This is a genomic window from Pantoea sp. ANP04, from assembly GCF_041982285.1.
GTDB classification, from domain to species: Bacteria; Pseudomonadota; Gammaproteobacteria; order Enterobacterales; family Enterobacteriaceae; genus Pantoea; species Pantoea eucalypti.
The window spans coordinates 1-25,835 of sequence record NZ_JAUTYS010000023.1 but is presented as its reverse complement, the minus strand read 5'-3'; the positions used below and the strand labels follow the sequence as shown (position 1 = coordinate 25,835).

The window sequence follows — 25,835 nt, the reverse complement described above, 5'->3', positions numbered from 1 at the left end:
GACAACATCAAAATGGTTGTTACCCTGATCCACCCAATCGCAATGGACGAAGGTCTGCGCTTCGCAATCCGCGAAGGTGGCCGTACCGTTGGCGCGGGTGTTGTTGCTAAAGTTATCGCATAATTACCGATAACGTTTGACGCAATGCACACGGAAAGGGCATCATTTGATGCCCTTTTTGCACGCTGTTTCATAGAACCTGGCTCATCAGTGATTTTTTGAATCATAATCATTGCTGAGACAGGCTCTGTTATGCGGCGTTGGATACCGAGTTACGCCTCAAAAGCTCATTCGGTTTGGACGCCTCGCACTGCGGGGCAGAATAGTTTCTGAATTATTGTGGCAGGTTGGTTTATGAGTGCGAATACCGAAGCTCAAGGGAGCGGGCGTGGCCTGGAAGCGGTAAAGTGGGTAGTAGTTGTATTACTGCTGCTTGCAGCGATTGTAGGTAACTACCTCTATCGTGATGTGTCACTGCCACTGCGTGCATTAGCCGTAGTTGTACTGATTGCAGCGGCTGGCGGCATTGCGCTTTTAACGACCAAAGGCAAAGCGACCGTGGCTTTTGCTCGTGAAGCAAGAACAGAAATGCGTAAGGTTATCTGGCCAACCCGCCAGGAAACGCTGCACACCACGTTAATCGTTGCCGCGGTTACTGCCGTGATGTCACTGATTTTGTGGGGGCTGGATGGTATTCTGGTCCGTCTGGTATCGTTTATCACTGGCCTGAGGTTCTGAGATGTCTGAAGCTCCAAAGAAACGCTGGTACGTCGTACAGGCGTTTTCCGGTTTTGAAGGCCGCGTAGCCCAATCGCTGCGCGAGCATATCAAATTGCACAACATGGAAGAGCTGTTTGGCGACGTCATGGTTCCGACTGAAGAAGTCGTTGAAATCCGTGGTGGCCAGCGTCGTAAGAGCGAGCGCAAGTTTTTCCCGGGATACGTACTGGTTCAGATGGTCATGAATGACGCCAGCTGGCACTTAGTACGCAGCGTCCCGCGCGTGATGGGTTTCATCGGCGGTACCTCTGACCGTCCGGCGCCTATCAGCGATAAAGAAGTTGATGCGATCATGAACCGTCTGCAGCAGGTCGGCGACAAGCCTCGTCCGAAAACGCTGTTTGAGCCGGGTGAAATGGTTCGCGTTAATGACGGTCCATTTGCTGACTTTAACGGTGTGGTTGAAGATGTGGATTACGAGAAGAGCCGCCTGACGGTTTCCGTATCTATCTTTGGTCGTGCAACACCGGTTGAGCTGGACTTTGGTCAGGTGGAGAAAGGTTAACCTCTTTCCGCTCACAAATTAGCTGTTGCAGCAGGCGCGAAATTTAACTACAATTTCGCGCCTTTTGTTTTTATGCGCTGGCAACAGCGTGTAAATCGTTATCACGGGGAGCCTTTACAGGCGCTATAACCCAATTGAGGAAATATCATGGCTAAGAAAGTCCAAGCCTACGTCAAGCTGCAGGTTGCAGCTGGTATGGCGAACCCAAGTCCACCGGTTGGTCCAGCACTGGGTCAGCAGGGCGTTAACATCATGGAATTCTGTAAAGCGTTCAACGCTAAGACCGAATCTCTGGAAAAAGGTCTGCCGACTCCTGTTGTTATCACCGTATACAGCGACCGTTCTTTTACCTTCATTACCAAAACGCCTCCGGCTGCCGTACTGCTGAAAAAAGCAGCGGGCATCAAGTCTGGTTCTGGTAAGCCGAACAAAGATAAAGTCGGTAAAGTGACTCGTGCTCAGGTACGTGAAATCGCAGAAACCAAAGCTGCGGACATGACTGGTTCTGACGTTGAAGCGATGACTCGCTCAATCGAAGGTACTGCTCGTTCCATGGGCCTGGTAGTAGAGGACTAAGAAATGGCTAAGCTGACCAAGCGCATGACCGTAATTCGCGACAAAGTTGACGCGACCAAGCAGTATGACATTGCTGAAGCTGTTGCTCTGCTGAAAGAACTGGCTACTGCCAAGTTCGTTGAAAGCGTTGACGTTGCTGTCAACCTCGGCATTGATGCACGTAAATCTGATCAGAACGTGCGCGGCGCGACCGTTCTGCCACACGGTACTGGTCGTTCAGTACGTGTTGCTGTCTTCACCCAGGGCGCAAACGCTGAAGCTGCTAAAGCAGCAGGCGCTGAGCTGGTAGGTATGGAAGACCTGGCTGATCAGATTAAGAAAGGCGAAATGAATTTTGACGTTGTTATTGCTTCTCCGGATGCAATGCGCGTTGTTGGCCAGTTAGGCCAGATTCTGGGCCCACGCGGCCTGATGCCAAACCCGAAAGTCGGTACTGTAACCCCTAACGTTGCTGAAGCAGTTAAGAATGCTAAAGCGGGTCAGGTTCGTTATCGTAACGACAAAAACGGCATCATCCACACTACCATCGGTAAAGTGGACTTTGACGCTGACAAACTGAAAGAAAACCTGGAATCTCTGCTGGTCGCGCTGAAAAAAGCAAAACCATCTCAGGCGAAAGGCGTGTACATCAAGAAAGTCAGCCTTTCAACCACCATGGGCGCCGGCGTTGCCGTTGACCAGGCTGGTCTGAACGCAACAGCAAACTAATTGCTGCTTGAAACGGGCGAAAAATTCACCTAGAATCTTACGCCCGTTGTTCTGTTATTAGCAGAACAGGACATCAGAGAGTCGGAACTGACTGTTGCGTTTATCGCCTTTCCTTCTGACTCTGCTGTGTCACACAGAATTTAGGTTGGAGCCAGGCCTTATCCTGGCCTCCGTCCAAGACCGCAGGCGCTGTTTATCTCCGGATATTCCGCTTAATACCCTGCGTAGACGGTGACAGAACCAAAAGAATTTTTTCTTAGCTGGATTCTGCTCACCGTGTTCGAGCGCTTACCACCCTTCGGGGTGGTTAAGTGAAGTGAGTTCCGGGGAAATCCTTTCCCGGTCAAATCCAGGAGCAAAAGCTAATGGCATTAAATCTTCAAGACAAACAAGCGATTGTTGCTGAAGTCAGCGAAGTAGCCAAAGGTGCGCTTTCAGCGGTTGTTGCGGATTCCCGTGGCGTTACCGTTGATAAAATGACCGAACTGCGTAAAGCAGGCCGTGAAGCTGGCGTTTACATGCGTGTTGTTCGTAACACCCTGCTGCGCCGCGTCGTTGAAGGAACTCAATTTGAGTGCCTGAAAGACACGTTTGTTGGTCCGACCCTGATTGCATATTCTATGGAACACCCGGGCGCTGCTGCTCGTCTGTTCAAAGATTTCGCGAAAGCGAATGCAAAATTTGAGGTCAAAGCTGCAGCCTTTGAAGGTGAGCTGATCACGGCGGCCAATATTGACCGTCTGGCAACTCTGCCGACCTACGAAGAAGCACTGGCACGTCTGATGTCGACCATGAAAGAAGCCGCTGCCGGCAAACTGGTCCGCACTCTGGCTGCTGTACGCGATGCAAAAGAAGCGGCTTAAGGCCATATTCTTTTCTTCGTACTTGCTTACGTATAAACTTTTTCTGATTCTTAGGAACAATTGTCATGTCTATCACTAAAGACCAAATTCTGGAAGCTGTTGCAGCGATGTCCGTAATGGAAGTTGTTGAGCTGGTTTCTGCAATGGAAGAAAAATTCGGCGTTTCTGCTGCTGCTGCTGTAGCTGTTGCTGCTGGCCCGGCTGAAGCTGTTGAAGAAAAAACTGAATTCGACGTAGTCCTGAAAGCTGTTGGCCCGAACAAGGTAGCAGTAATCAAAGCCGTACGTACTGCAACTGGTCTGGGCCTGAAAGAAGCCAAAGACCTGGTTGAAGCAACTGGCGTGATCAAAGAAGCAATCAGCAAAGACGACGCAGCTGCACTTGAAGCTGCTCTGAAAGAAGCTGGCGCTGAAGTTGAAGTTAAGTAAGACAACCTTCGGGTTGCAGTCTGAGTAGTTTCAGACTGATGGCTGGTGACTTTTTGGTCACCAGCCTTTTTGCGCTACAGGGTCTCAATGGGGTTTCACACTGTTTATCCATTGTTACTCTTCAATATCTTTCTCTATCGACGACTTAATATACCGCTTTCCTGTGCGGGTTCCCTGCCTTCTCAAAAGCGATGAAATGATTTAAGCGTGATAGAAAGAGGTATTGCACTGCTGCCGCGCAGCCAGTGAATCAAACAAAATCGTGTTGCATGAACTGTCCTGTCAGGACGGACAGCGTGGGTCGACTTGTCAGCTAGCTGAGGAACCCTATGGTTTACTCCTATACCGAGAAAAAACGTATTCGTAAGGATTTTGGTAAACGTCCGCAAGTACTGGACATACCTTATCTCCTTTCCATCCAGCTCGACTCGTTCCAGAAGTTTATCGAGCAAGATCCAGAAGGTCAGTACGGACTGGAAGCTGCATTCCGTTCTGTATTCCCTATTGCGAGCTACAGCGGCAACTCTGAGTTGCAGTATGTGAGCTATCGCCTGGGTGAACCTGTCTTTGACGTGAAAGAGTGTCAGATCCGTGGCGTGACCTATTCGGCACCGCTGCGCGTGAAACTGCGTCTGGTGGTCTATGAGCGCGAAGCGCCAGAAGGCACCGTAAAAGACATTAAAGAACAAGAAGTCTACATGGGCGAAATTCCGCTCATGACCGACAACGGTACCTTTGTTATCAATGGTACCGAACGCGTTATCGTTTCTCAGCTGCACCGTAGTCCTGGCGTGTTCTTTGATAGCGATAAGGGTAAAACTCACTCATCGGGTAAAGTGCTGTACAACGCACGTATCATCCCTTACCGCGGATCATGGCTCGACTTTGAGTTTGACCCGAAAGATAACCTGTTTGTCCGTATTGACCGTCGTCGTAAGCTGCCGGCCACTATCATCCTGCGTGCGTTGCAGTTCACTACACCTCAGATCCTCGATATCTTCTTCGAGAAAGTGGTGTTTGAAATCCGTGACAACAAGCTGCAGATGGAGCTGGTGCCTGAGCGCCTGCGCGGTGAAACCGCTACCTTCGATATCGAAGCGAACGGCACCGTCTACGTCGAAAAAGCACGCCGTATCACTGCGCGCCATATCCGTCAGCTGGAAAAAGATGGCATTCAGCACATCGAAGTTCCGGTTGAATATATCGCGGGCAAAGTGGTCGCTAAAGACTACATCGATGAGAGCACCGGTGAGCTGATCATTGCAGCGAACATGGAACTGTCACTGGATCTGCTGGCTAAACTGAGCCAGTCCGGTCACAAGCGCATCGAAACGCTGTTCACCAACGATCTGGACCACGGTCCTTATATCTCCGAGACCCTGCGTGTCGACCCAACCAGCGATCGCCTGAGCGCACTGGTTGAGATCTACCGCATGATGCGTCCTGGTGAGCCGCCAACACGCGAAGCAGCAGAGAACCTGTTTGAGAACCTGTTCTTCTCTGAAGATCGTTACGATCTGTCTGCTGTTGGTCGTATGAAGTTCAACCGCTCATTACTGCGTGATGAAATCGAAGGTTCAGGCATCCTGAGCAAAGACGACATCATCGAAGTGATGAAGAAGCTGATCGACATCCGTAACGGTAAAGGCGAAGTGGACGATATCGACCACCTCGGTAACCGTCGTATTCGTTCAGTCGGTGAAATGGCTGAGAACCAGTTCCGTGTGGGTCTGGTGCGTGTTGAGCGTGCGGTTAAAGAGCGTCTGTCACTGGGCGACCTGGATACCCTGATGCCACAGGACATGATCAACGCGAAGCCGATTTCGGCCGCGGTGAAAGAGTTCTTTGGTTCAAGCCAGCTTTCTCAGTTCATGGATCAGAACAACCCGCTGTCAGAGATTACGCACAAACGTCGTATCTCTGCTCTCGGCCCGGGTGGTTTGACGCGTGAGCGTGCCGGCTTCGAAGTGCGTGACGTACACCCAACGCACTACGGTCGTGTCTGCCCAATCGAAACCCCTGAAGGTCCGAACATCGGTCTGATCAACTCCTTGTCTGTTTATGCACAGACGAACGAGTACGGTTTCCTTGAGACACCTTATCGCCGTGTTATCGACGGTCTGGTTTCTGACGAGATTCATTACCTTTCTGCTATCGAAGAGGGTAACTACGTTATCGCTCAGGCGAACGCCCCTCTTGATGATAACGGCGCGTTTGTTGATGACTTAGTCACCTGCCGTAGCAAAGGCGAATCAAGTCTGTTCAGCCGTGATCAGGTTGACTACATGGACGTTTCGACCCAACAGATCGTTTCTGTCGGTGCGTCCCTGATCCCGTTCCTGGAACACGATGACGCCAACCGCGCCCTGATGGGTGCGAACATGCAACGTCAGGCCGTTCCGACTCTGCGTGCTGACAAGCCGCTGGTTGGTACCGGTATGGAACGTGCTGTTGCTGTTGACTCCGGTGTTACCGCCGTTGCGAAACGTGGCGGTACCGTTCAGTACGTCGACGCATCACGTATCGTTATCAAAGTGAACGAAGACGAAATGCATGCTGGCGAAGCCGGTATCGACATTTATAACCTGACCAAATATACCCGTTCTAACCAGAACACCTGCATCAACCAGATGCCATGTGTTTCTCTGGGTGAGCCGGTTGAGCGCGGCGACGTGCTGGCAGATGGCCCGTCCACCGATCTGGGTGAACTGGCACTGGGCCAGAACATGCGCGTAGCGTTCATGCCGTGGAACGGCTACAACTTCGAAGACTCCATCCTGGTCTCCGAGCGTGTGGTTCAGGAAGATCGCTTTACGACTATCCATATTCAGGAACTGGCTTGCGTGTCGCGTGACACCAAACTGGGGCCGGAAGAGATTACCGCTGATATCCCGAACGTGGGTGAAGCCGCTCTCTCTAAACTGGATGAGTCAGGCATTGTCTACATCGGTGCTGAAGTGACCGGTGGTGACATTCTGGTGGGTAAGGTCACGCCGAAAGGTGAGACCCAGCTGACGCCAGAAGAGAAACTGCTGCGCGCTATCTTCGGTGAAAAAGCCTCTGACGTGAAAGATTCGTCACTGCGCGTACCGAATGGCGTGTCAGGCACCGTGATTGACGTTCAGGTCTTTACCCGCGATGGCGTGGAAAAAGACAAACGTGCGCTGGAAATTGAAGAGATGCAGCTGAAGCAGGCCAAAAAAGACCTGTCTGAAGAACTGCAGATTCTGGAAGCGGGCCTGTTCAGCCGTATTCAGAACGTCCTGATTTCTGGTGGCGTTGAAGCAGACAAACTGGACAAGCTGCCGCGCGAGCGCTGGCTGGAACTGGGTCTGACTGACGAAGCCAAGCAAAACCAGCTGGAGCAGCTGGCAGAGCAGTACGACGAACTGAAGCACGAGTTTGAGAAAAAACTCGAAGGTAAGCGTCGTAAAATCACCCAGGGCGATGATCTGGCACCAGGCGTGCTGAAAATCGTTAAGGTTTATCTGGCTGTTAAGCGTCAGATTCAGCCGGGTGACAAAATGGCAGGCCGTCACGGTAACAAAGGTGTTATCTCCAAGATCAACCCGATCGAAGATATGCCTTACGATGAAAACGGCACGCCGGTTGACATCGTTCTGAACCCGCTGGGCGTACCATCGCGTATGAACATCGGTCAGATTCTGGAAACCCACCTGGGCATGGCAGCGAAAGGCATCGGCGAGAAGATCAACGCCATGCTGAAGAAGCAGGAAGAAGTCGCGAAACTGCGCGAATTCATCCAGCGCGCCTATGACCTGGGTAGCGATCTGCGTCAGAAAGTTGACCTGAACACCTTCTCCGATGACGAAGTTCTTCGTCTGGCAGAGAACCTGAAGAAAGGTATGCCAATCGCCACTCCGGTGTTTGATGGCGCGAAAGAGAGTGAAATCAAAGAGCTGCTGCAGCTCGGCGGCTTGCCTTCTTCCGGTCAGATTACCCTGTTTGACGGCCGTACCGGTGAGCAGTTCGAACGTCAGGTAACCGTTGGCTACATGTACATGCTGAAACTCAACCACCTGGTTGATGACAAGATGCATGCACGTTCAACCGGTTCCTACAGCCTGGTTACTCAGCAGCCGCTGGGTGGTAAGGCACAGTTCGGTGGTCAGCGCTTTGGTGAGATGGAAGTATGGGCACTGGAAGCATACGGTGCCGCGTATACCCTGCAGGAAATGCTTACCGTTAAGTCTGATGACGTCAACGGCCGTACCAAGATGTATAAAAACATCGTTGACGGTAACCATCAGATGGAACCGGGCATGCCGGAATCCTTCAACGTACTGTTGAAAGAGATTCGCTCGCTGGGTATCAACATCGAGCTGGAAGACGAGTAACCCCTTTTCAGGCTGCGGTTCGCCGCCGCCTGATAGCGCAGGGTTTAAAGCGCTCGCAATTGTACTGGTTACGGGGCGTTCAATTTCGGTTGGACGCCCTCTGAGTCTCACTCCGACGGGAGCTAATCCGTGAAAGACTTACTTAAGTTTCTGAAAGCGCAAACTAAGACCGAAGAGTTTGATGCGATCAAAATTGCGCTGGCTTCGCCAGACATGATCCGTTCCTGGTCTTTTGGTGAAGTGAAAAAGCCAGAAACCATTAACTACCGTACTTTTAAGCCAGAGCGCGATGGTCTGTTCTGTGCCCGTATCTTCGGGCCGGTAAAAGACTATGAGTGCCTGTGCGGCAAGTATAAGCGCCTGAAACACCGTGGTGTGATTTGTGAGAAGTGCGGCGTTGAAGTGACCCAGACTAAAGTACGCCGTGAGCGTATGGGCCACATCGAACTGGCGTCGCCGACTGCGCACATCTGGTTCCTGAAGTCACTGCCATCGCGTATCGGCTTACTGCTGGATATGCCACTGCGTGACATCGAGCGCGTGCTCTACTTTGAATCTTACGTTGTAATCGAAGGTGGCATGACCAACCTCGAGAAGCGTCAGATCCTGACTGAAGAGCAGTACCTTGACGCTCTGGAAGAGTTCGGTGACGAGTTCGACGCCAAAATGGGCGCCGAAGCGATCCAGGCCCTGTTGAAAAACATGGATCTGGAGCAGGAGTGCGAGCAGCTGCGTGAAGAGCTGAACGAAACCAACTCCGAAACCAAACGTAAAAAGCTGACCAAGCGTATCAAGCTGCTGGAAGCGTTCGTACAGTCTGGTAACAAGCCAGAGTGGATGATCCTGACCGTGCTGCCTGTTCTGCCACCGGATCTGCGTCCGCTGGTACCGCTGGATGGTGGCCGTTTCGCAACGTCGGATCTGAACGATCTTTATCGTCGCGTGATCAACCGTAACAACCGTCTGAAGCGCCTGCTGGATCTGGCTGCGCCAGATATCATCGTACGCAACGAAAAGCGTATGTTGCAGGAAGCGGTCGATGCACTGCTGGACAACGGTCGTCGCGGTCGTGCGATCACCGGTTCCAACAAGCGTCCGCTGAAATCGCTGGCTGACATGATCAAAGGTAAGCAGGGTCGTTTCCGTCAGAACCTGCTGGGTAAACGTGTCGACTATTCTGGTCGTTCGGTTATCACCGTTGGTCCATACCTGCGTCTGCATCAGTGCGGTCTGCCTAAGAAAATGGCACTCGAACTGTTCAAACCGTTCATTTACGGCAAGCTGGAACTGCGTGGCCTGGCCACCACCATCAAAGCCGCGAAGAAAATGGTTGAGCGCGAAGAAGCGGTTGTCTGGGATATCCTCGACGAAGTGATCCGTGAGCACCCGGTTCTTCTGAACCGTGCGCCTACGCTGCACCGTCTGGGTATTCAGGCCTTTGAACCGGTTCTGATCGAAGGTAAAGCAATCCAGCTGCACCCGCTGGTTTGTGCGGCCTATAACGCCGACTTCGATGGTGACCAGATGGCTGTTCACGTACCGCTGACGCTGGAAGCCCAGCTGGAAGCGCGTGCGCTGATGATGTCGACTAACAACATCCTGTCACCTGCGAACGGCGAGCCAATCATCGTTCCTTCTCAGGACGTTGTACTGGGTCTGTATTACATGACCCGTGACTGTGTTAACGCTAAAGGCGAAGGCATGGTGCTGACTGGCCCGAAAGAAGCTGAGCGTGTTTATCGCGCTGGCCTGGCCTCTCTGCATGCTCGCGTTAAAGTGCGTATCACTGAACACGAGAAAAACGAGCAGGATGAGTGGGTTGCTAAAATCAGCATCATCGATACAACGATTGGCCGTGCCATCCTGTGGATGATCGTGCCGAAAGGTCTGCCGTTCTCTATCGTTAACCAGGCGCTGGGCAAAAAAGCTATCTCCAAAATGCTTAACACTTGTTACCGCATTCTGGGTCTGAAGCCGACGGTTATCTTTGCTGACCAGACCATGTACACCGGTTTCGCTTACGCTGCCCGTTCAGGCGCGTCAGTCGGTATCGATGATATGGTTATTCCAGAGAAGAAAGTGGAAATCATCACCGAAGCGGAAGCGGAAGTGGCTGAAATTCAGGAACAGTTCCAGTCTGGTCTGGTAACCGCAGGCGAACGTTACAACAAAGTCATCGATATCTGGGCAGCAGCCAACGAACGTGTTGCCAAGGCGATGATGGAAAACCTCTCTACCGAAGTTGTGATTAACCGCGACGGTGCAGAAGAGCGACAGGTTTCCTTTAACAGCATCTTTATGATGGCCGACTCCGGTGCGCGTGGTTCTGCTGCACAGATTCGTCAGCTGGCCGGTATGCGTGGTCTGATGGCGAAACCAGATGGTTCCATCATCGAAACACCAATCACGGCGAACTTCCGTGAGGGTTTGAACGTACTTCAGTACTTCATCTCAACCCACGGTGCACGTAAAGGTCTGGCGGATACCGCACTGAAAACGGCGAACTCCGGTTATCTGACGCGTCGTCTGGTTGACGTTGCACAGGATCTGGTTGTTACCGAAGATGACTGTGGTACACACGAAGGCATCATGATGACGCCTGTCATCGAAGGTGGCGACGTTAAAGAGCCACTGCGTGAACGTGTACTGGGTCGTGTGACGGCAGAAGACGTTCTGAAGCCGGGCACTGCTGACATTCTGGTCCCACGCAACACGCTGCTCGATGAGCACTGGTGTGACGTGCTGGAACTGAACTCAGTTGACAGCCTGAAAGTCCGCTCTGTTGTAGGTTGTGAAACCGACTTTGGTGTGTGTGCGCATTGCTACGGTCGCGACCTGGCACGTGGTCACATCATCAACAAAGGTGAAGCGATCGGTGTTATCGCAGCACAGTCCATCGGTGAGCCAGGTACACAGCTGACGATGCGTACGTTCCACATCGGTGGTGCGGCATCACGTGCGGCTGCTGAATCCAGCATTCAGGTGAAGAACAAAGGTACCATCAAGCTGACCAACGCCAAGTCCGTAACGAACTCGGCAGGCAAGCTGGTGATCACCTCGCGTAACGTTGAACTGAAAATGATCGACGAATTTGGTCGTACCAAAGAGAGCTATAAAGTTCCTTATGGTTCTACCATGGCGAAAGGTGATGGTGAGCAGGTTGCCGCGGGCGAAACCGTTGCAAACTGGGATCCGCATACCATGCCAGTCATCACCGAAGTGGGCGGTTTCATTCGCTTCACTGACATGGTTGATGGCCAGACCATTACCCGTCAGACAGATGACTTAACCGGTCTCTCTTCGCTGGTGGTTCTGGACAGTGCTGAACGTACTGCGGGCGGTAAAGATCTGCGTCCTGCGCTGAAAATTGTTGATGCCAACGGCAACGACGTTCTGATCCCGGGCACCGATATGCCGGCTCAGTACTTCCTGCCAGGTAAAGCGATTGTTCAGCTGGAAGATGGCGTTAAGATCAGTGCCGGTGACACGTTAGCGCGTGTTCCGCAGGAATCTGGCGGTACCAAAGATATCACCGGTGGTCTGCCACGCGTTGCTGACCTGTTCGAAGCGCGTCGTCCGAAAGAGCCCGCGATTCTGGCGGAGATCAGCGGCATCATCTCCTTCGGTAAAGAGACCAAAGGTAAGCGTCGTCTGGTCATTACCCCGCTGGATGGTAGCGAGCCGTACGAAGAGATGATTCCGAAATGGCGTCAGCTGAACGTGTTCGAAGGTGAACGTGTTGAGCGCGGTGACGTGGTTTCCGATGGCCCAGAGTCTCCACATGACATCCTGCGCTTGCGTGGCGTGCATGCGGTGACCCGTTACATCACTAACGAAGTGCAGGAAGTTTACCGTCTGCAGGGCGTTAAGATTAACGATAAGCACATCGAAGTCATCGTTCGTCAGATGCTGCGTAAAGCAACCATCGTGAGCGCAGGAAGTGCAGACTTCCTGGAAGGTGAGCAGGCTGAATTCTCTCGCATCAAGATCTCTAACCGTGATCTGGAAGCGAACGGAAAAGTTGGCGCAACCTTCATGCGTGACCTGTTGGGTATTACCAAAGCGTCACTGGCTACCGAATCGTTCATCTCTGCAGCATCGTTCCAGGAGACGACACGTGTCCTGACCGAAGCAGCAGTTGCAGGCAAGCGCGACGAACTGCGCGGCCTGAAAGAGAACGTCATCGTGGGTCGTCTGATTCCGGCCGGTACCGGTTATGCGTACCATCAGGATCGTATGCGCCGTAAAGCGGCAGGTGAAGTGCCGGTTGCACCGCAGGTTACTGCGGATGAAGCCTCAGCCAGCCTGGCTGAACTGTTGAACGCCGGTCTCGGCGGCAACAAAAACGATTAATCGTTCTTTGCCTGATAAAAACCCTGCCTCGGCAGGGTTTTTTTTGTCTGTCATTCAGGCATTCCAGTCGTTGCGCCTGAGACCAATGTCTTTCAACTGACTGTCACTCAGTTTCGACAGGATGACGCGGGTTTCACGCCGTAGTTGCCAGCGTTTATAACTACGCCACACGAAACGAACCAGCTGGTAAGGTGTGCCTGTAAAGGGTTTAGCTGCGCGATTCTCGTCGTATCCCATGATAGTGCCCTCAGTGAAGTATCTGATGACCATTTTCATCGCATCGCTCTGTATGATACAGACGCAAAAATCACCTTTTTTTAACATACAGATTGCGGTTGTCGTGATCTGAATGGTAAAAAAGAAGCATAACTGTACTGGTTAATGCTCATCATCTGAGACAGAGGAAATACAATGACGCGATATGAACATCTGGCCACACTGCTGGCTCAGCGCATTGAACAGGGTTTATATCGCAGTGGTGAGCGCCTGCCTTCGGTACGCAGTCTGAGTGCCGAACATGGCGTCAGTATCAGCACCGTACAGCAGGCTTATCATCTGCTGGAAGAGAAGCAGATGATCACGCCGCAGTCTCGCTCCGGCTATTTTGTCGCCTCGCGCAAAGCAACACCCCCGATGCCTGCGCTGACCCGTCCTGCACAGCGGCCGGTTGAGGTGACGCAGTGGGATGCGGTGCTGGAGCTGATTAACAGCCGACTGGAGGATGATGTGTTGCAGCTGGGCAGTGGCATGCCGGATGTGACTCAGCCGACGCTTAAGCCGCTGTGGAAAGCATTCAGCCGTCAGGCGCAGAAGCAGGACATGGCGCTGCTGAATTATGACAACCTCTATGGTGTTCTCGCGCTGCGACAACAGGTTGCACGGCTGGCAATAGACAGCGGCTGCCAGCTCACCGCCGATGACATTGTTATTACCACCGGCTGCCATGAGGCGTTATCGGTCGCCGTTCGGGCTGTCTGCGAGCCGGGCGATATCATTGCCGTTGAGTCACCGTCGTTTCACGGCATCATGCAAACCCTGCGCGGCTTTGGCATTCGTGCCATTGAGATCCCAACAGATGCGGTCACCGGCATCAGTCTGGAAGCGCTGGAACTGGCCTTTGATCAATGGCCGATTAAAGCAGTCGTTGTTGTGCCGAACTGCAATAATCCTCTGGGATTCATCATGCCTGAACAGCGTAAGCGGGCATTGCTGGCGCTGGCGCAGCGGTTTGATGCGGCGGTAATCGAAGATGATGTTTATGGTGAGTTAGCCTGGGAATACCCGCGCCCACCTACTATTAAAGCGCTGGATCTCGATGGCCGGGTTCTGCTGTGCAGCTCTTTTTCTAAAACGCTGGCGCCCGGTTTACGTGTCGGCTGGGTTGCACCAGGACGCTATCGCGACCGCGTGCTGCACATGAAATATATCGTCACAGGCTCCACCGCCACGCAGCCTCAGCATGCGGTTGCGGAGTTTATCCGCCAGGGCCATTATCAGCTGCATCTACGGCGGATGCGGCAAATCTATCATCGTAACTATGAAACCTTTAGCTGCTGGGTGCGCCACTACTTTCCCTGCGGCATCTGCGTTTCCCGCCCTCAGGGCGGTTTTCTGATGTGGATTGAACTCCCGGAAGCATTTGATGCGGTCCTGCTTAACCGGGAACTGCGCGAGTCAAAAATTCAGATTGCCGCAGGCTCACTCTTTTCGGCCTCGGGCAAATATCGCAACTGCCTGCGCTTAAACTACGGGCTGCCAATAAACGAGCAAACTGAACAGGCGCTGGCGCGGGTGGGTGCGGCCGTCGAACGCGCTATGCTCTCGTGCCAGCATGAGCCGCAGACTTCAGCCTCTGCTATCGTATAGAGGAAAGAAGAAGCAGGGCCGGCAAGAGGAGGGAACCGGCCCTGGTCAGTTAACCTTAACCTGACGGATGCCACGTTAAGGTTTTGGCTCACAGCACGCCAGCGGCAACCCTCACGTTTGCGCGCTGCTTTCCTGGAAGAATGCGGGCATTACCTGTTTTGCAGCGGCTATGTGGCACAGCTTCCACAAATCCTTAATGACCAGGTTCTGCCAGCGCCATCAGTGTCCGGGTTGCTTCACGCCAGTCATCTGCCTGAGTAATCGCACTCACTACCGCAATACTTCCAACGCCGGTAGCCAGTACCTCAGGTGCTCGCGCAATCGAGATACCGCCAATCGCCACAGTGGGAATATGCGTCAGGCGTGCCAGATGTCGCTTCAGCTGCTCAATGCCCTGCGGCGCAGAAGGCATCTCTTTAGTCTGCGTCGGGAAAATATGCCCAAGTGCGATGTAAGAGGGCTGGATTGCCAGCGCGCGATCCAGCTCCGCGTCGTCATGGGTGGAGAGCCCCAGACGCAATCCGGCCTGATGAATGCGGGCAAGATCAGCCACATCCATATCCTCCTGCCCCAGATGTATGCCATAAGCCTGATGTTTAATTGCCAGCTGCCAGTAGTCATTGATAAACAGGCGTGCGTCATAGCGTTTTCCCAGTGCAATCGCATGGGCAATAGCGGGCTCAGCGATCGCATCGGGCTGATCCTTAATGCGCAGCTGCAGCGTGCGAACGCCCATCTCCAGCAGGCGTTCAATCCACTCGGGGCTATCAACCACCGGATAAAGCCCCAGGCGCGGGGCGGTAGCAGGGAATGCGGGCATCGTTACTCCTCCTTAATGGCATCGGCAGGGTGATAAAGCTCACCGCCGTGGCTGCGAAAACGGTCTGACATCTGCGCCATGCCCACTTCAACCGGCTCGGCACGCGCATCCTGGCGTGCTGCAAACTCGCGCACCTCCTGAGAAATTTTCATTGAGCAGAATTTAGGGCCACACATCGAGCAGAAATGAGCCACCTTTCCTGACTCCTGCGGCAGGGTTTCGTCATGCATAGCACGCGCCGTGTGGGGATCCAGCGCCAGATTGAATTGATCTTCCCAGCGGAATTCAAAGCGCGCTTTGGACATGGCGTTATCACGGATCTGCGCAGCGGGGTGGCCTTTGGCCAGATCGGCGGCATGCGCCGCGATTTTGTAGGTGATCAATCCCTGTTTCACATCCTCTTTGTTGGGCAGACCCAGATGCTCTTTAGGTGTGACATAACACAGCATCGCACAACCAAACCAGCCAATCATGGCGGCACCGATACCCGAGGTGAAATGGTCATAGCCGGGCGCGATATCGGTGGTCAGCGGACCGAGGGTGTAGAAGGGGGCTTCATCGCACAGCTCGAGCTGTTCCGTCATGTTGCGGCGGATCATATGCATCGGCACGTGGCCCGGACCTTCAATCATTACCTGAACATCATATTCCCAGGCAATACGGGTCAGTTCACCCAGGGTACGCAGTTCGGCAAACTGCGCTTCATCGTTGGCATCCTGAATCGAACCCGGACGCAGGCCATCGCCCAGCGACAGGGAGACATCGTACGCCGCACAGATTTCACAGATCTCACGGAAGTGCTGATAGAGGAAACTCTCCTGATGATGGGACAGGCACCACTTCGCCATGATCGATCCGCCCCGCGAGACGATGCCGGTCAGACGTTTCGCCGTCATCGGGACATAACGCAGTAGCACGCCCGCGTGGATAGTGAAGTAATCGACGCCCTGTTCCGCCTGTTCAAGCAGCGTGTCCCGGAATATTTCCCAGTTCAGCGCCTCCGCCACGCCATTCACTTTTTCCAGCGCCTGATAGATCGGCACCGTACCAATAGGCACCGGGCTGTTGCGCAAAATCCATTCGCGCGTTTCATGAATATAACGACCGGTAGAGAGATCCATCACCGTATCGGCACCCCAGCGAGTTGACCAGACCAGCTTTTCCACTTCTTCTTCAATGGAAGAGGTCACCGCCGAATTACCGATGTTGGCGTTAACCTTAACCAGAAAGTTGCGGCCTATGATCATGGGCTCTGATTCAGGGTGATTGATATTCGCCGGGATGATAGCGCGTCCGGCAGCAACTTCCTGACGCACAAACTCGGGGGTGATGCGGGCGGGCAGATGCGCACCAAAGCTGTGACCCGGATGCTGTTGCAGCAGCACCTCACTGCGGATTCGCTCGCGCCCCATGTTTTCGCGCAGAGCGATAAACTCCATCTCCGGGGTGATGATCCCCTGGCGGGCATAGTGCAGCTGCGTGACGCGGCGCCCGGCACGGGCACGGCGCGGTGTCGGAAGGTGATCGAAGCGCAGATGATCCAGCCCCTCGTCAGCCAGTCGCTGTTGGGTATAGCCTGAGCTGTTCTGTTCAAGAAGTTCGCTGTCGCCGCGTTCAGTAATCCAGCGCGCGCGCAGCTTTTCCAGGCCACGATGCACATCAATCTCTGCCGCGGGATCACCATAAGCGCCTGCCGTGTCATAGACCGGCACCGCTTCATTTTGCTCATAGAGAGGCTGTTCTTTGCTACCGCCAGTGTGGGTCGGGCTCAGGGTAATTTCACGCATGGGTACGCGAATATCCTCCCGGCTGCCGGTAATCCAGATGCGACGGGACTGGGGAAAGGCACTGCCGCTTTGCAGAGAATCGATAAATTCCTGCGCCTGGGCACGCTGTTCACGACGGGTCATTTTTGGGTCAGACATAGCAATCTTCCTGTTAAGAGGGAACGATGCTTGTCCGGAGTTCGGAAGGAGTAACCGTATAGACAGCGTAAGCGTGCTGACATACAGAGAATATTTACTCTTGTTCCCTTCGCAGGTTCTAACCTGATCAGGTTCCGCGGATCCCGAATTAACGGTCTCAGCCCAACTGGGCACTCCGACAAGAAGCTACTTTTTGCACTGGCGTCCTGTAACAGACTCCGGCGTAAAAAGCTTAAATTTCAAAGCACAAATAAAAAAGGTTCATTGGAAAGCGCTCCGCAGAACCTGTTTAGCATAAAAGGGCTGGAAGATAATCTCAACCCCTTTCCCGACGGCGATAATCAGGCCGGGCGGGCGATTTGGCTGTCATTCGCCACTGGCGGGGGGACGAGCTTGTTGTCCCATGCCAGCTGAATCAGCTTATCTTCAAGTGTAAACCGGGCTTCCAGCACTTCGCCCACTTCGGACAACGCCTGCTGGAAGGTCATGCAGTTTTCGTCATCAATCGCCTGCTGAAGGTGGCCGTCATAGAGCTGCATCAGACGTTCCGTATTGGCCTCCAGCGGGGGATAAATCTGCGCGGCAGCGATCATCGGGCTGTCGCCACTCATTTCACTGATCACACGCTCATAGATACTGAAGTGACCCGCAGAAAGATAATCGACCAGGCCATGACAGAAGTTGTCGAGCGCCTGTTCATCCAGACGCGTCAGCGCCTCTTTATTAGGTTTAAGACCCACCAGGTGATAATAGGTCACCAGTAGCTGACGACGGGCTTCAAGCCACGAATCGACCAGTTCATTACTGCCACCTACGCGTTCAGCCAGGACGTCTAACTGGTTAAGCATATCTAACTCCATGTGAGTTATAGTTGTTTATCTACACACTTAACATCAGGGCTTCAGCGTGCGATTTGACGCTAAGGATGACGAAATAAATGCAATGCGAAATCTCAAGCGTAGACGCTGGATGGTGGATTGTCAGCCATGAACAGAAAATTTGGTTGCCACAAGGTGATTTACCCCACGGAAACGCCGAAAAATTTGGTTTAACTGGCAGTAAGGCCCGGACCATCGGTGAGTGGCAGGGCGAAAAAGTCTGGCTGATTTGTGAACCGCGTTCTGCCGATATGTTCTCAGTCCGTCAGCTAATCGATCAGGATGCAGCGCTGTTTCAGCTGGTGGGTCGCGGTGTTCAGCTGGCGGAATTCTACCGTTCTCATCGCTGGTGCGGCTATTGCGGCCATGAAATGCATCACAGCAAACATGAATTTGCCTGTCTCTGCAGCCATTGCCGCGAGCGTTACTATCCGCAGATTGCACCCTGCATCATTGTGGCGATCCGTCGCGGCGATGAAATCCTGCTGGCGAACCATGCCCGCCATCGCAATAAGGTCTATACCGTGCTGGCGGGGTTTGTCGAAGTCGGTGAGACACTGGAGCAGGCCGTGGCCCGTGAAGTGATGGAAGAGAGCAATATCCGCGTCAAAAATGTCCGTTACGTGACCTCCCAGCCGTGGCCCTTCCCGCAATCGCTGATGACAGCATTTATGGCAGAGTATGACAGCGGCGATCTGCAACACGACGGCAAAGAACTGCTGGATGCGGCCTGGTTCCGTTTTGATGACCTGCCGTTGCTGCCACCTCCCGGCACCGTGGCGCGTCGTCTGATTGAAGATACTGTCGCCCTGTGCCGCGCCGAAGCGTGAAAGTGCTACACTACACGCCTGTTATTGAGAGAGTGTTGAGATGAGTGAACTGAAGAACGATCGTTATTTGCGTGCCCTGTTACGCCAGCCAGTTGATGTCACGCCGGTATGGATGATGCGACAAGCCGGTCGCTATTTGCCGGAGTACAAAGCGACACGCGCCCAGGCGGGTGACTTTATGTCGCTATGCAAAAACGCCGAGCTGGCCTGCGAAGTCACCCTGCAGCCGCTGCGCCGTTATCCGCTGGATGCCGCTATCCTCTTCAGTGACATCCTGACCATTCCTGATGCGATGGGACTGGGTCTCTACTTTGAAACCGGCGAAGGCCCGCGTTTCTCTAACCCTGTGACCTGTCGCGCTGACGTTGAGCGTTTACCGGTACCCGATCCAGAAATGGAACTGGGCTACGTGATGAATGCGGTCCGCACCATCCGTAAGAACCTGAACGGCGATCTGCCGCTGATTGGCTTCTCAGGCAGTCCATGGACGCTGGCCACCTACATGGTGGAAGGTGGCAGCAGCAAGGCGTTTACCAAAATCAAAAAGATGATGTATGCCGATCCGGCTACGCTGCACGCGATGCTGGATAAGCTGGCCGACAGCGTCATCCTCTACCTCAATGCTCAGATCCGCGCCGGTGCGCAGTCTGTCATGGTGTTTGATACCTGGGGCGGCGTGCTGACCGGTCGTGATTATCGCGAGTTCTCACTTCACTACATGCATAAAATTGTTGATGGCCTGCTCCGTGAAAATGACGGTCGCCGCGTGCCGGTGACGCTCTTCACCAAAGGCGGCGGGCAGTGGCTGGAAGCGATGGCAGCCACCGGTTGTGATGCGCTGGGTCTCGACTGGACCACCGATATTGATGACGCCCGCCGTCGCGTGGGCGACAAAGTTGCGCTGCAGGGCAACATGGATCCTTCAATGCTCTATGCGGCACCGGAGCGTATTGAACAGGAAGTGGCCGGCATCCTGGAGCGTTTTGGCTCGGGTACCGGGCATGTCTTCAATCTGGGTCACGGCATTCATCAGGATGTACCACCTGAAAATGCGGGTGTCTTTGTTGAAGCGGTGCATCGTTTATCACGTCCCTGGCATCAGGAGTAATTATGGACATTGCCGCACTCCGCGCTGAGCAGTTACAACGCGCCGCTGAGGTAGTGCGTGAGGATGACTTTGATGTGCTGCCGCCCCGTTTTATCGGCGGGGCGGACGTTGGATTTGAGCAGGAAGGCACCGTAACGCGGGCGGCGATGGTGATACTGGAGTATCCCTCGCTAACGCTGGTGGAGCATCGTATCGCGCGCGTTGAGACCACCATGCCCTACATTCCGGGCTTTCTCTCATTCCGCGAGTATCCGGCACTGATGGCCGCCTGGCAGATGCTGGAACAAAAGCCGGACCTGCTGTTTGTGGATGGGCACGGTATTTCGCATCCAAGACGACTGGGCGTCGCATCGCATTTTGGCCTGCTGGTGGATGTGCCGACGATTGGCGTTGCGAAAAGCCGTTTGTGCGGTCGTTTTGACGATCTGGACGCGCAGCCCGGCAGCCGGCAGCCGCTGATCGACAAAGGTGAGCAAATTGGCTGGGTATGGCGCAGCAAGCTGCGTTGTAATCCGTTGTTTGTCGCCACGGGTCATCGCGTCAGCCTGAATACTGCGCTGCAGTGGGTCGAAAACTGTACGCGCGGTTACCGGTTGCCGGAACCGACCCGCTGGGCCGATGCGGTTGCCTCGAACAGAACCGCTTTCCAGCGCTGGCAAAACGCGCTTTAACACTGTTTGTGCTGCGGTTTTGCAGTTACACTGCGGCCAGCGAAACGAATAAGAGCCACCTTTATGTTACAAAATCCCGTTCATCTGCGTCTGGCGAAGCTGGAAAGCTGGCAGCACCTTACGTTTATGGCCTGCCTGTGCGAGCGCATGTATCCCAACTATCGGGCGTTCTGCGAGCAGACTGAATTTGCCGATCCGGCGCTATATCGCCGCATTCTTGATCTGATCTGGGAAAACCTGACGGTCAAAGATGCGAAGATTAACTTCGACAGCCAGCTGGAAAAGCTCGAAGCTGCCATTCCGGATGGCGATGCGTTTGACGTTTACGGCGTTTACCCGGCTATTGATGCCTGTGTGGCACTAAGCGAAGTCGTGCATGCGCAGCTGAGCGGTGAAACGCTTGAACATGCAATTGAAGTCAGCGAGACGTCAATTACCACTGTCGCTATGCTGGAGATGACCCAGGCTGGGCGCGAAATGACCGATGACGAGCTGCGTGAAAACCCGGCTATCATCGATGAGTGGGACCTTCAGTGGGAGATTTTCCGCCTGCTGGCGGAGTGTGAAGAGCGCGACCTTGAATTGATTAAAGGTCTGCGATCTGATCTGCGTGAAGCTGGAATTAGCAACATCGGTATAAATTTCCAGCAGTAAGGCGATAAAACGTGACTTCAGGCCCGAATTAGCGCGCCTGGAGGCTTCACATTGGCCCCCTGTCTGGTCTACATTTGGGGGGCTGAAAATTGTGGCTATCGGTGCGTGCAGGCAGAAGAGTGCCAGAATATGGCTTTTCCCTCGCACTCGTTGCTTAGCAAGCGATAAATACACTTTAAGGATAACTTATGAACAAGACTCAACTGATTGATGTGATCGCAGAAAAAGCTGACCTGTCTAAAACCCAGGCAAAGGCAGCGCTGGAATCTACTCTGGCTGCGATCACTGAGTCTCTGAAAGATGGTGATGCTGTACAACTGGTTGGTTTTGGTACTTTTAAAGTGAACCACCGCGCTGAGCGTACCGGTCGTAACCCGCAGACTGGCAAAGAGATCAAAATCGCTGCAGCAAATGTACCGGCATTCGTGTCTGGTAAAGCGCTGAAAGACGCCGTTAAGTAAGACGTCGCACTGCGGTTAAGCTTTAAAACAGGGGGCGTTTCGCCCCTTTTGTTTAAGAGGCCAGCCATCATGACCCCGCTGTTTCAGCGTTTTTCTATTCTGTTTCTCTCCCTGATTCTTTTCGGTTGCAGCTCAACTCCGGATATTCCTCCTTTTTCTGCCAGTGGCTATCTTGCCGATCGTGGTGTTGTCCGTATCTGGCGCAAAAATAGCGATCATCATTCGGTCCATATTCGCACCCTCTATACGCCCTTCAGTGGCGGTGAAGGTGAAGTGACAGATTACGTCTGGCTAGAAGGATCGTTGATCAGCATTCAGCGCCAGGTAAAGGGCAAACAGCCTGACGATGTGACCCTGCGCTTTGATCAGGCGGGTGGTCTCAACTTCATGCAGCGCCAGCTTGCAGGGCGGCGTGAGGCGGTCAGCCCGGATGCCATTGAGCTCTATAAGTTTGATGCGGAGCGGATGCGTAACCTCAGCGATGCACTTTTAAGCGGCAGGGTGTTTCTGAAGCAGGGACACTGGCTGGGAAGCGATCGACTGGAGACGTGTGAAGGCCAGCAGGTCAGACCCGCTTTTGACGCTGACGATCGGCAGTTGCTGATACAGCAGCAGCAGAGCGCATCGGCACCGCTCATGGTGTCGTGGCTTGAAGCGCCGGAAGGGCTACAGTTGTTGCGGGTCAGTCAGCAGGATGACTGCTCACAGCAGCCGACAGAAGACGATATGTGAAGTGAAAAGGGGGCACGCTGTGCCCCCTGTGCTTATTTACGATTAATGGCGCGGTAGCCAATGTCGCGGCGACAGAAGCTACCCTGCCATGAGATCGGCTTTGTCAGCTCGTAAGCCCGCTTTTGTGCGGCTGCTACGTCGTCGCCCAGCGCGGTGACACACAGCACGCGGCCACCGTTGGTCAGCACCCGATCTTCTTCCAGACGTGTTCCGGCATGGAATACCTTACCGTCAGCCACTTCCTCCAGTGGCAGGCCATGAATCTGGTCGCCCTGCGCATAATCACCCGGATAACCGCCAGCTGCCAGCACCACACCCAGCGCAGGTCGTGGATCCCATTGTGACGTTTTCTGATCCAGCTTACCGTCACAGGCAGCCCGGCAAAGATCGACCAGATCCGACTGCAGGCGCAGCATGATCGGCTGCGTCTCCGGATCGCCAAAGCGGCAGTTGAATTCGATCACTTTCGGCTGCCCGGTATGATCGATCATCAGGCCCGCATAAAGAAAACCGGTATAGACGTTGCCTTCAGCGGCCATGCCACGCACGGTCGGCCAGATCACCTGATCCATCACGCGCTGGTGGATCTCATCGGTAACCACCGGCGCCGGGGAGTAGGCACCCATGCCGCCCGTGTTGGGACCGGTGTCGCCATCACCCACACGCTTGTGATCCTGGCTGGTGGCCATGGGCAGCACATGCTCGCCGTCCACCATCACGATGAAGCTGGCTTCTTCGCCCTCCAGAAACTCTTCAATCACAATGCGGTGTCCGGCATCACCAAAGGCATTACCGGCCAGCATATCCTGAACCGCATCCTCCGCTTCCTGCAGCGTCATCGCGACAATCACGCCTTTACCTGCGGCCAGGCCGTCGGCTTTTATAACGATTGGCGCGCCTTTCTCGCGCAGATATGCGAGAGCGGGCTCAACCTCGGTGAAGTTCTGGTATTCGGCACTCGGGATCTGATGACGTGACAGGAAATCTTTGGTGAAGGCTTTAGAACCTTCCAGCTGTGCAGCGGCCTGAGTCGGACCGAAGATAGCGAGGCCTGCCTTACGGAACGCATCGACCACGCCGATCACCAGCGGCGCTTCAGGTCCGACAATCGTCAGATCGATCTTTTCGCGCTGGGCAAATTCCAGCAGGGCGGGAACATCTGTCGCACTGATCGCAATATTCTGAAGCGCAGGCTCTAATGCGGTGCCCGCGTTACCCGGCGCGACAAACACCGTTTCCGCTAACGGCGACTGAGCCGCTTTCCAGGCCAGAGCATGTTCACGTCCGCCATTACCGATTACTAAAATTTTCATCTGTTACTCTCCAGAACAATTAATGGCGGAAGTGGCGCATGTCGGTGAAGATCATGGCAATGCCGTGCTCATCAGCCGCCGCAATCACTTCTTCATCACGGATGGAGCCGCCAGGCTGGATAACACAGCTCACGCCGGACGCCGCTGCAGCATCAATTCCATCACGGAACGGGAAGAAAGCATCTGACGCCATGGCGGATCCTTTGACTTCCAGACCTTCATCGGCTGCTTTGATACCTGCAATTTTAGCGGAGTAGACGCGGCTCATCTGCCCGGCACCTATACCAATTGTCATGTTGTCGCGCGCATAAACAATGGCATTGGACTTAACAAACTTCGCCACTTTCCAGCAGAACAGCGCATCACGCAGCTCCTGTTCGGTTGGCTGGCGTTTGCTGACCACGCGCAACTGGCTGGCATCCACCATACCGAGATCGCGATCCTGGACCAGCAGGCCACCATTGACGCGTTTGAAATCCAGTGCGGCAGTACGGTTTTGCCACTGACCACAGATCAGCACACGGACATTCTGTTTAGCCGCGGTAATTTTCAGCGCGGCTTCGGAAACGGCGGGTGCGATGATCACCTCAACAAACTGGCGGCTGATAATCGCCTGAGCCGTCGCTTCATCCAGCTCGCGGTTAAAGGCGATGATGCCGCCGAACGCGGAAGTTGGGTCGGTCTGATAAGCCCGCTCATAGGCTGCCAGCAGATCATCACCGGTTGCGACACCACAAGGGTTTGCATGCTTGACGATGACGCAGGCGGGTTCACTGAACTCTTTGACACACTCGAGTGCAGCATCGGTGTCAGCAATATTGTTATAGGAGAGTGCCTTGCCCTGAACCTGCTGCGCAGTGGCCACTGAGGCTTCACTGATATTCTCTTCTATATAGAAGGCTGCATCCTGATGGCTGTTTTCGCCGTAACGCATGTCCTGCTTCTTAATGAAGTTCAGATTCAGGGTACGCGGGAAACGGCCAGCGGGCTGATTGCGTTCACCGTGATAGGCGGGCACCAGGGTGCCGAAGTAGTTAGCGATCATGCTGTCATAAGCGGCGGTGTGTTCGAAGGCTTTGATTGCCAGATCGAAACGGGTCTCAAGCGTCAGTGCGTTCTCATGAGCGTCCATTTCAGCAATGATGGCATCGTAGTCGCCGCTGCTGACCACAATGGCGACATCTTTATGGTTCTTTGCAGCAGAGCGCACCATGGTTGGGCCACCGATGTCGATATTTTCCACGGCATCTTCCAGTGAACATCCTTCACGGGCGACAGTCTGTGCAAAGGGATAGAGGTTAACGACCACCATGTCGATTGGGCTTATGTCGTGCTGCGCCATGATGGCATCATCCTGGCCGCGACGACCTAAAATGCCGCCATGCACTTTCGGATGCAGGGTTTTGACGCGTCCATCCATCATTTCCGGGAAGCCGGTGTAGTCAGAGACTTCAGTGACAGCCAGACCCGCATCCGCCAGAAGGCGAGCTGTTCCACCTGTGGAGAGCAGCTCGACACCGCGACTTGAGAGCGCCTGAGCAAATTCGAGGATACCGGCTTTGTCAGAGACACTGAGCAATGCGCGGCGTACAGGACGAGGTTGTTGCATGGTGGTTTATCCCTTGGCTTTGTTTCGCGTATATAAGAGCGTTACGTCAGGCTTCATAGCGGCTTTCTCTTCTATATAGGAAGAAAAGATCAAAAACCTCAGGTAACGCCCCGAAAAGGGGTGTCCGGAATATTGCCCGGCATTGTAGCGAAAACGTTTGCGCGATGCTCGCCTAAATTCATTTAGCCCGCTCTGTGTGGATAACATTGTGTGTAACTGCGTATAACAGCGGCTTTTGCTGTGGAATGCAGCGAACGCTCTCTTTTATGCAATTTATGGGTTGCGACTCTCCGACAACTCCCTATAATGCGCATCCATCAACACGGAACACCGGCAACGGGAAGCGGGTTGAGAGGCACAGGAGACTGCGCCGCCGGAGAAAAACTTCTGAAATAGA

The 25,835-nt window shown here is 53.9% G+C and carries 21 protein-coding genes, 1 pseudogene and 1 riboswitch; of the genes and pseudogenes, 16 read left to right on the top strand and 6 right to left on the bottom strand.

All coding sequences use genetic code 11. From position 1 onward, the window contains the following. The 9 genes and pseudogenes from tuf to rpoC all read left to right on the top strand — a co-directional run. Positions 1 to 123: pseudogene (gene tuf / locus Q7C21_RS21770) on the top strand (elongation factor Tu); the annotation flags it as partial. A gap of 231 nt (positions 124 to 354) precedes the next feature. After that, complete coding sequence (secE, locus tag Q7C21_RS21765) at positions 355 to 738, top strand: preprotein translocase subunit SecE (RefSeq protein WP_008927141.1); 384 nt, start codon at positions 355 to 357, stop codon at positions 736 to 738. Position 739: 1 nt separating this feature from the next. After that, positions 740 to 1,285: a transcription termination/antitermination protein NusG gene (nusG, locus tag Q7C21_RS21760; protein WP_003848088.1), complete on the top strand. Its 546-nt coding sequence runs from the start codon at positions 740 to 742 to the stop codon at positions 1,283 to 1,285. A gap of 147 nt (positions 1,286 to 1,432) precedes the next feature. Next, positions 1,433 to 1,861 carry a 50S ribosomal protein L11 gene (gene rplK / locus Q7C21_RS21755; RefSeq protein ID WP_006121495.1) on the top strand — a complete coding sequence of 143 codons (429 nt, stop codon included), beginning with the start codon at positions 1,433 to 1,435 and terminating at the stop codon, positions 1,859 to 1,861. Positions 1,862 to 1,864: 3 nt separating this feature from the next. Next, positions 1,865 to 2,569, top strand: a complete 705-nt coding sequence (gene rplA, locus Q7C21_RS21750; RefSeq protein WP_003848092.1) for a 50S ribosomal protein L1 — start codon at positions 1,865 to 1,867, stop codon at positions 2,567 to 2,569. A 365-nt stretch (positions 2,570 to 2,934) separates the two neighbouring features. Next, the gene (rplJ, locus tag Q7C21_RS21745; protein WP_003848098.1) at positions 2,935 to 3,432 is read left to right on the top strand and encodes a 50S ribosomal protein L10; all 498 of its coding nucleotides are present in this window, start codon (positions 2,935 to 2,937) and stop codon (positions 3,430 to 3,432) included. A gap of 65 nt (positions 3,433 to 3,497) precedes the next feature. After that, complete coding sequence (rplL, locus tag Q7C21_RS21740; protein ID WP_008927142.1) at positions 3,498 to 3,860, top strand: 50S ribosomal protein L7/L12; 363 nt, start codon at positions 3,498 to 3,500, stop codon at positions 3,858 to 3,860. A 329-nt stretch (positions 3,861 to 4,189) separates the two neighbouring features. Then, a complete protein-coding gene (gene rpoB, locus Q7C21_RS21735; protein WP_008927143.1) occupies positions 4,190 to 8,218 on the top strand; it encodes a DNA-directed RNA polymerase subunit beta in 4,029 nt (1,342 codons plus the stop codon). Between the two features lie 129 nt (positions 8,219 to 8,347). Beyond that, positions 8,348 to 12,571 carry a DNA-directed RNA polymerase subunit beta' gene (rpoC, locus tag Q7C21_RS21730; protein ID WP_375151084.1) on the top strand — a complete coding sequence of 1,408 codons (4,224 nt, stop codon included), beginning with the start codon at positions 8,348 to 8,350 and terminating at the stop codon, positions 12,569 to 12,571. 54 nt (positions 12,572 to 12,625) lie between these two features. Here rpoC and Q7C21_RS21725 read toward each other — a convergent pair whose 3' ends face one another. Next, positions 12,626 to 12,808, bottom strand: coding sequence for a DUF1127 domain-containing protein (locus tag Q7C21_RS21725; RefSeq protein ID WP_039660706.1), 183 nt, complete (start codon positions 12,806 to 12,808; stop codon positions 12,626 to 12,628). Positions 12,809 to 12,982: 174 nt separating this feature from the next. Between Q7C21_RS21725 and Q7C21_RS21720 the strand changes: the two genes are divergently transcribed. Beyond that, positions 12,983 to 14,437: a PLP-dependent aminotransferase family protein gene (locus Q7C21_RS21720; RefSeq protein ID WP_039660698.1), complete on the top strand. Its 1,455-nt coding sequence runs from the start codon at positions 12,983 to 12,985 to the stop codon at positions 14,435 to 14,437. Between the two features lie 193 nt (positions 14,438 to 14,630). Here Q7C21_RS21720 and thiE read toward each other — a convergent pair whose 3' ends face one another. The 3 genes from thiE to Q7C21_RS21705 all read right to left on the bottom strand — a co-directional run bounded on the left by thiE (position 14,631) and on the right by Q7C21_RS21705 (position 18,030). After that, positions 14,631 to 15,257 (bottom strand): thiamine phosphate synthase, encoded by a 627-nt coding sequence (thiE, locus tag Q7C21_RS21715; RefSeq protein ID WP_003850122.1) that lies wholly within the window; start codon positions 15,255 to 15,257, stop codon positions 14,631 to 14,633. Positions 15,258 to 15,259: 2 nt separating this feature from the next. Next, a complete protein-coding gene (gene thiC, locus Q7C21_RS21710; protein WP_003850124.1) occupies positions 15,260 to 17,182 on the bottom strand; it encodes a phosphomethylpyrimidine synthase ThiC in 1,923 nt (640 codons plus the stop codon). 87 nt (positions 17,183 to 17,269) lie between these two features. Beyond that, a riboswitch (TPP riboswitch) is annotated at positions 17,270 to 17,370 on the bottom strand. A 153-nt stretch (positions 17,371 to 17,523) separates the two neighbouring features. Continuing rightward, entirely contained in the window at positions 17,524 to 18,030 is a 507-nt protein-coding gene (locus Q7C21_RS21705; protein WP_003850126.1) for an Rsd/AlgQ family anti-sigma factor, read from the bottom strand. An 89-nt stretch (positions 18,031 to 18,119) separates the two neighbouring features. Here Q7C21_RS21705 and nudC point away from each other — a divergent pair, with 89 nt between their 5' ends. The 6 genes from nudC (at position 18,120) to Q7C21_RS21675 (ending at position 22,516) form a co-directional block, all read left to right on the top strand. After that, a complete protein-coding gene (nudC, locus tag Q7C21_RS21700) occupies positions 18,120 to 18,890 on the top strand; it encodes an NAD(+) diphosphatase (RefSeq protein WP_003850129.1) in 771 nt (256 codons plus the stop codon). Between the two features lie 40 nt (positions 18,891 to 18,930). Beyond that, a complete protein-coding gene (gene hemE, locus Q7C21_RS21695) occupies positions 18,931 to 19,998 on the top strand; it encodes a uroporphyrinogen decarboxylase (protein WP_008927148.1) in 1,068 nt (355 codons plus the stop codon). A gap of 2 nt (positions 19,999 to 20,000) precedes the next feature. Continuing rightward, entirely contained in the window at positions 20,001 to 20,669 is a 669-nt protein-coding gene (gene nfi, locus Q7C21_RS21690) for a deoxyribonuclease V (protein WP_003850133.1), read from the top strand. A gap of 63 nt (positions 20,670 to 20,732) precedes the next feature. Next, positions 20,733 to 21,323 carry a YjaG family protein gene (locus tag Q7C21_RS21685; RefSeq protein ID WP_003850135.1) on the top strand — a complete coding sequence of 197 codons (591 nt, stop codon included), beginning with the start codon at positions 20,733 to 20,735 and terminating at the stop codon, positions 21,321 to 21,323. A 188-nt stretch (positions 21,324 to 21,511) separates the two neighbouring features. After that, positions 21,512 to 21,784, top strand: a complete 273-nt coding sequence (gene hupA / locus Q7C21_RS21680; protein WP_003850136.1) for a nucleoid-associated protein HU-alpha — start codon at positions 21,512 to 21,514, stop codon at positions 21,782 to 21,784. A gap of 69 nt (positions 21,785 to 21,853) precedes the next feature. Further along, the gene (locus Q7C21_RS21675) at positions 21,854 to 22,516 is read left to right on the top strand and encodes a DUF1481 domain-containing protein (protein ID WP_154927002.1); all 663 of its coding nucleotides are present in this window, start codon (positions 21,854 to 21,856) and stop codon (positions 22,514 to 22,516) included. Between the two features lie 32 nt (positions 22,517 to 22,548). Here the strand turns inward: Q7C21_RS21675 and purD are convergent, their stop codons facing one another. Both purD and purH read right to left on the bottom strand, forming a co-directional pair. Further along, positions 22,549 to 23,829 (bottom strand): phosphoribosylamine--glycine ligase, encoded by a 1,281-nt coding sequence (gene purD / locus Q7C21_RS21670; RefSeq protein ID WP_039660705.1) that lies wholly within the window; start codon positions 23,827 to 23,829, stop codon positions 22,549 to 22,551. A gap of 19 nt (positions 23,830 to 23,848) precedes the next feature. Beyond that, the gene (gene purH / locus Q7C21_RS21665; RefSeq protein WP_008927150.1) at positions 23,849 to 25,438 is read right to left on the bottom strand and encodes a bifunctional phosphoribosylaminoimidazolecarboxamide formyltransferase/IMP cyclohydrolase; all 1,590 of its coding nucleotides are present in this window, start codon (positions 25,436 to 25,438) and stop codon (positions 23,849 to 23,851) included. Positions 25,439 to 25,835 lie beyond the last annotated feature (397 nt).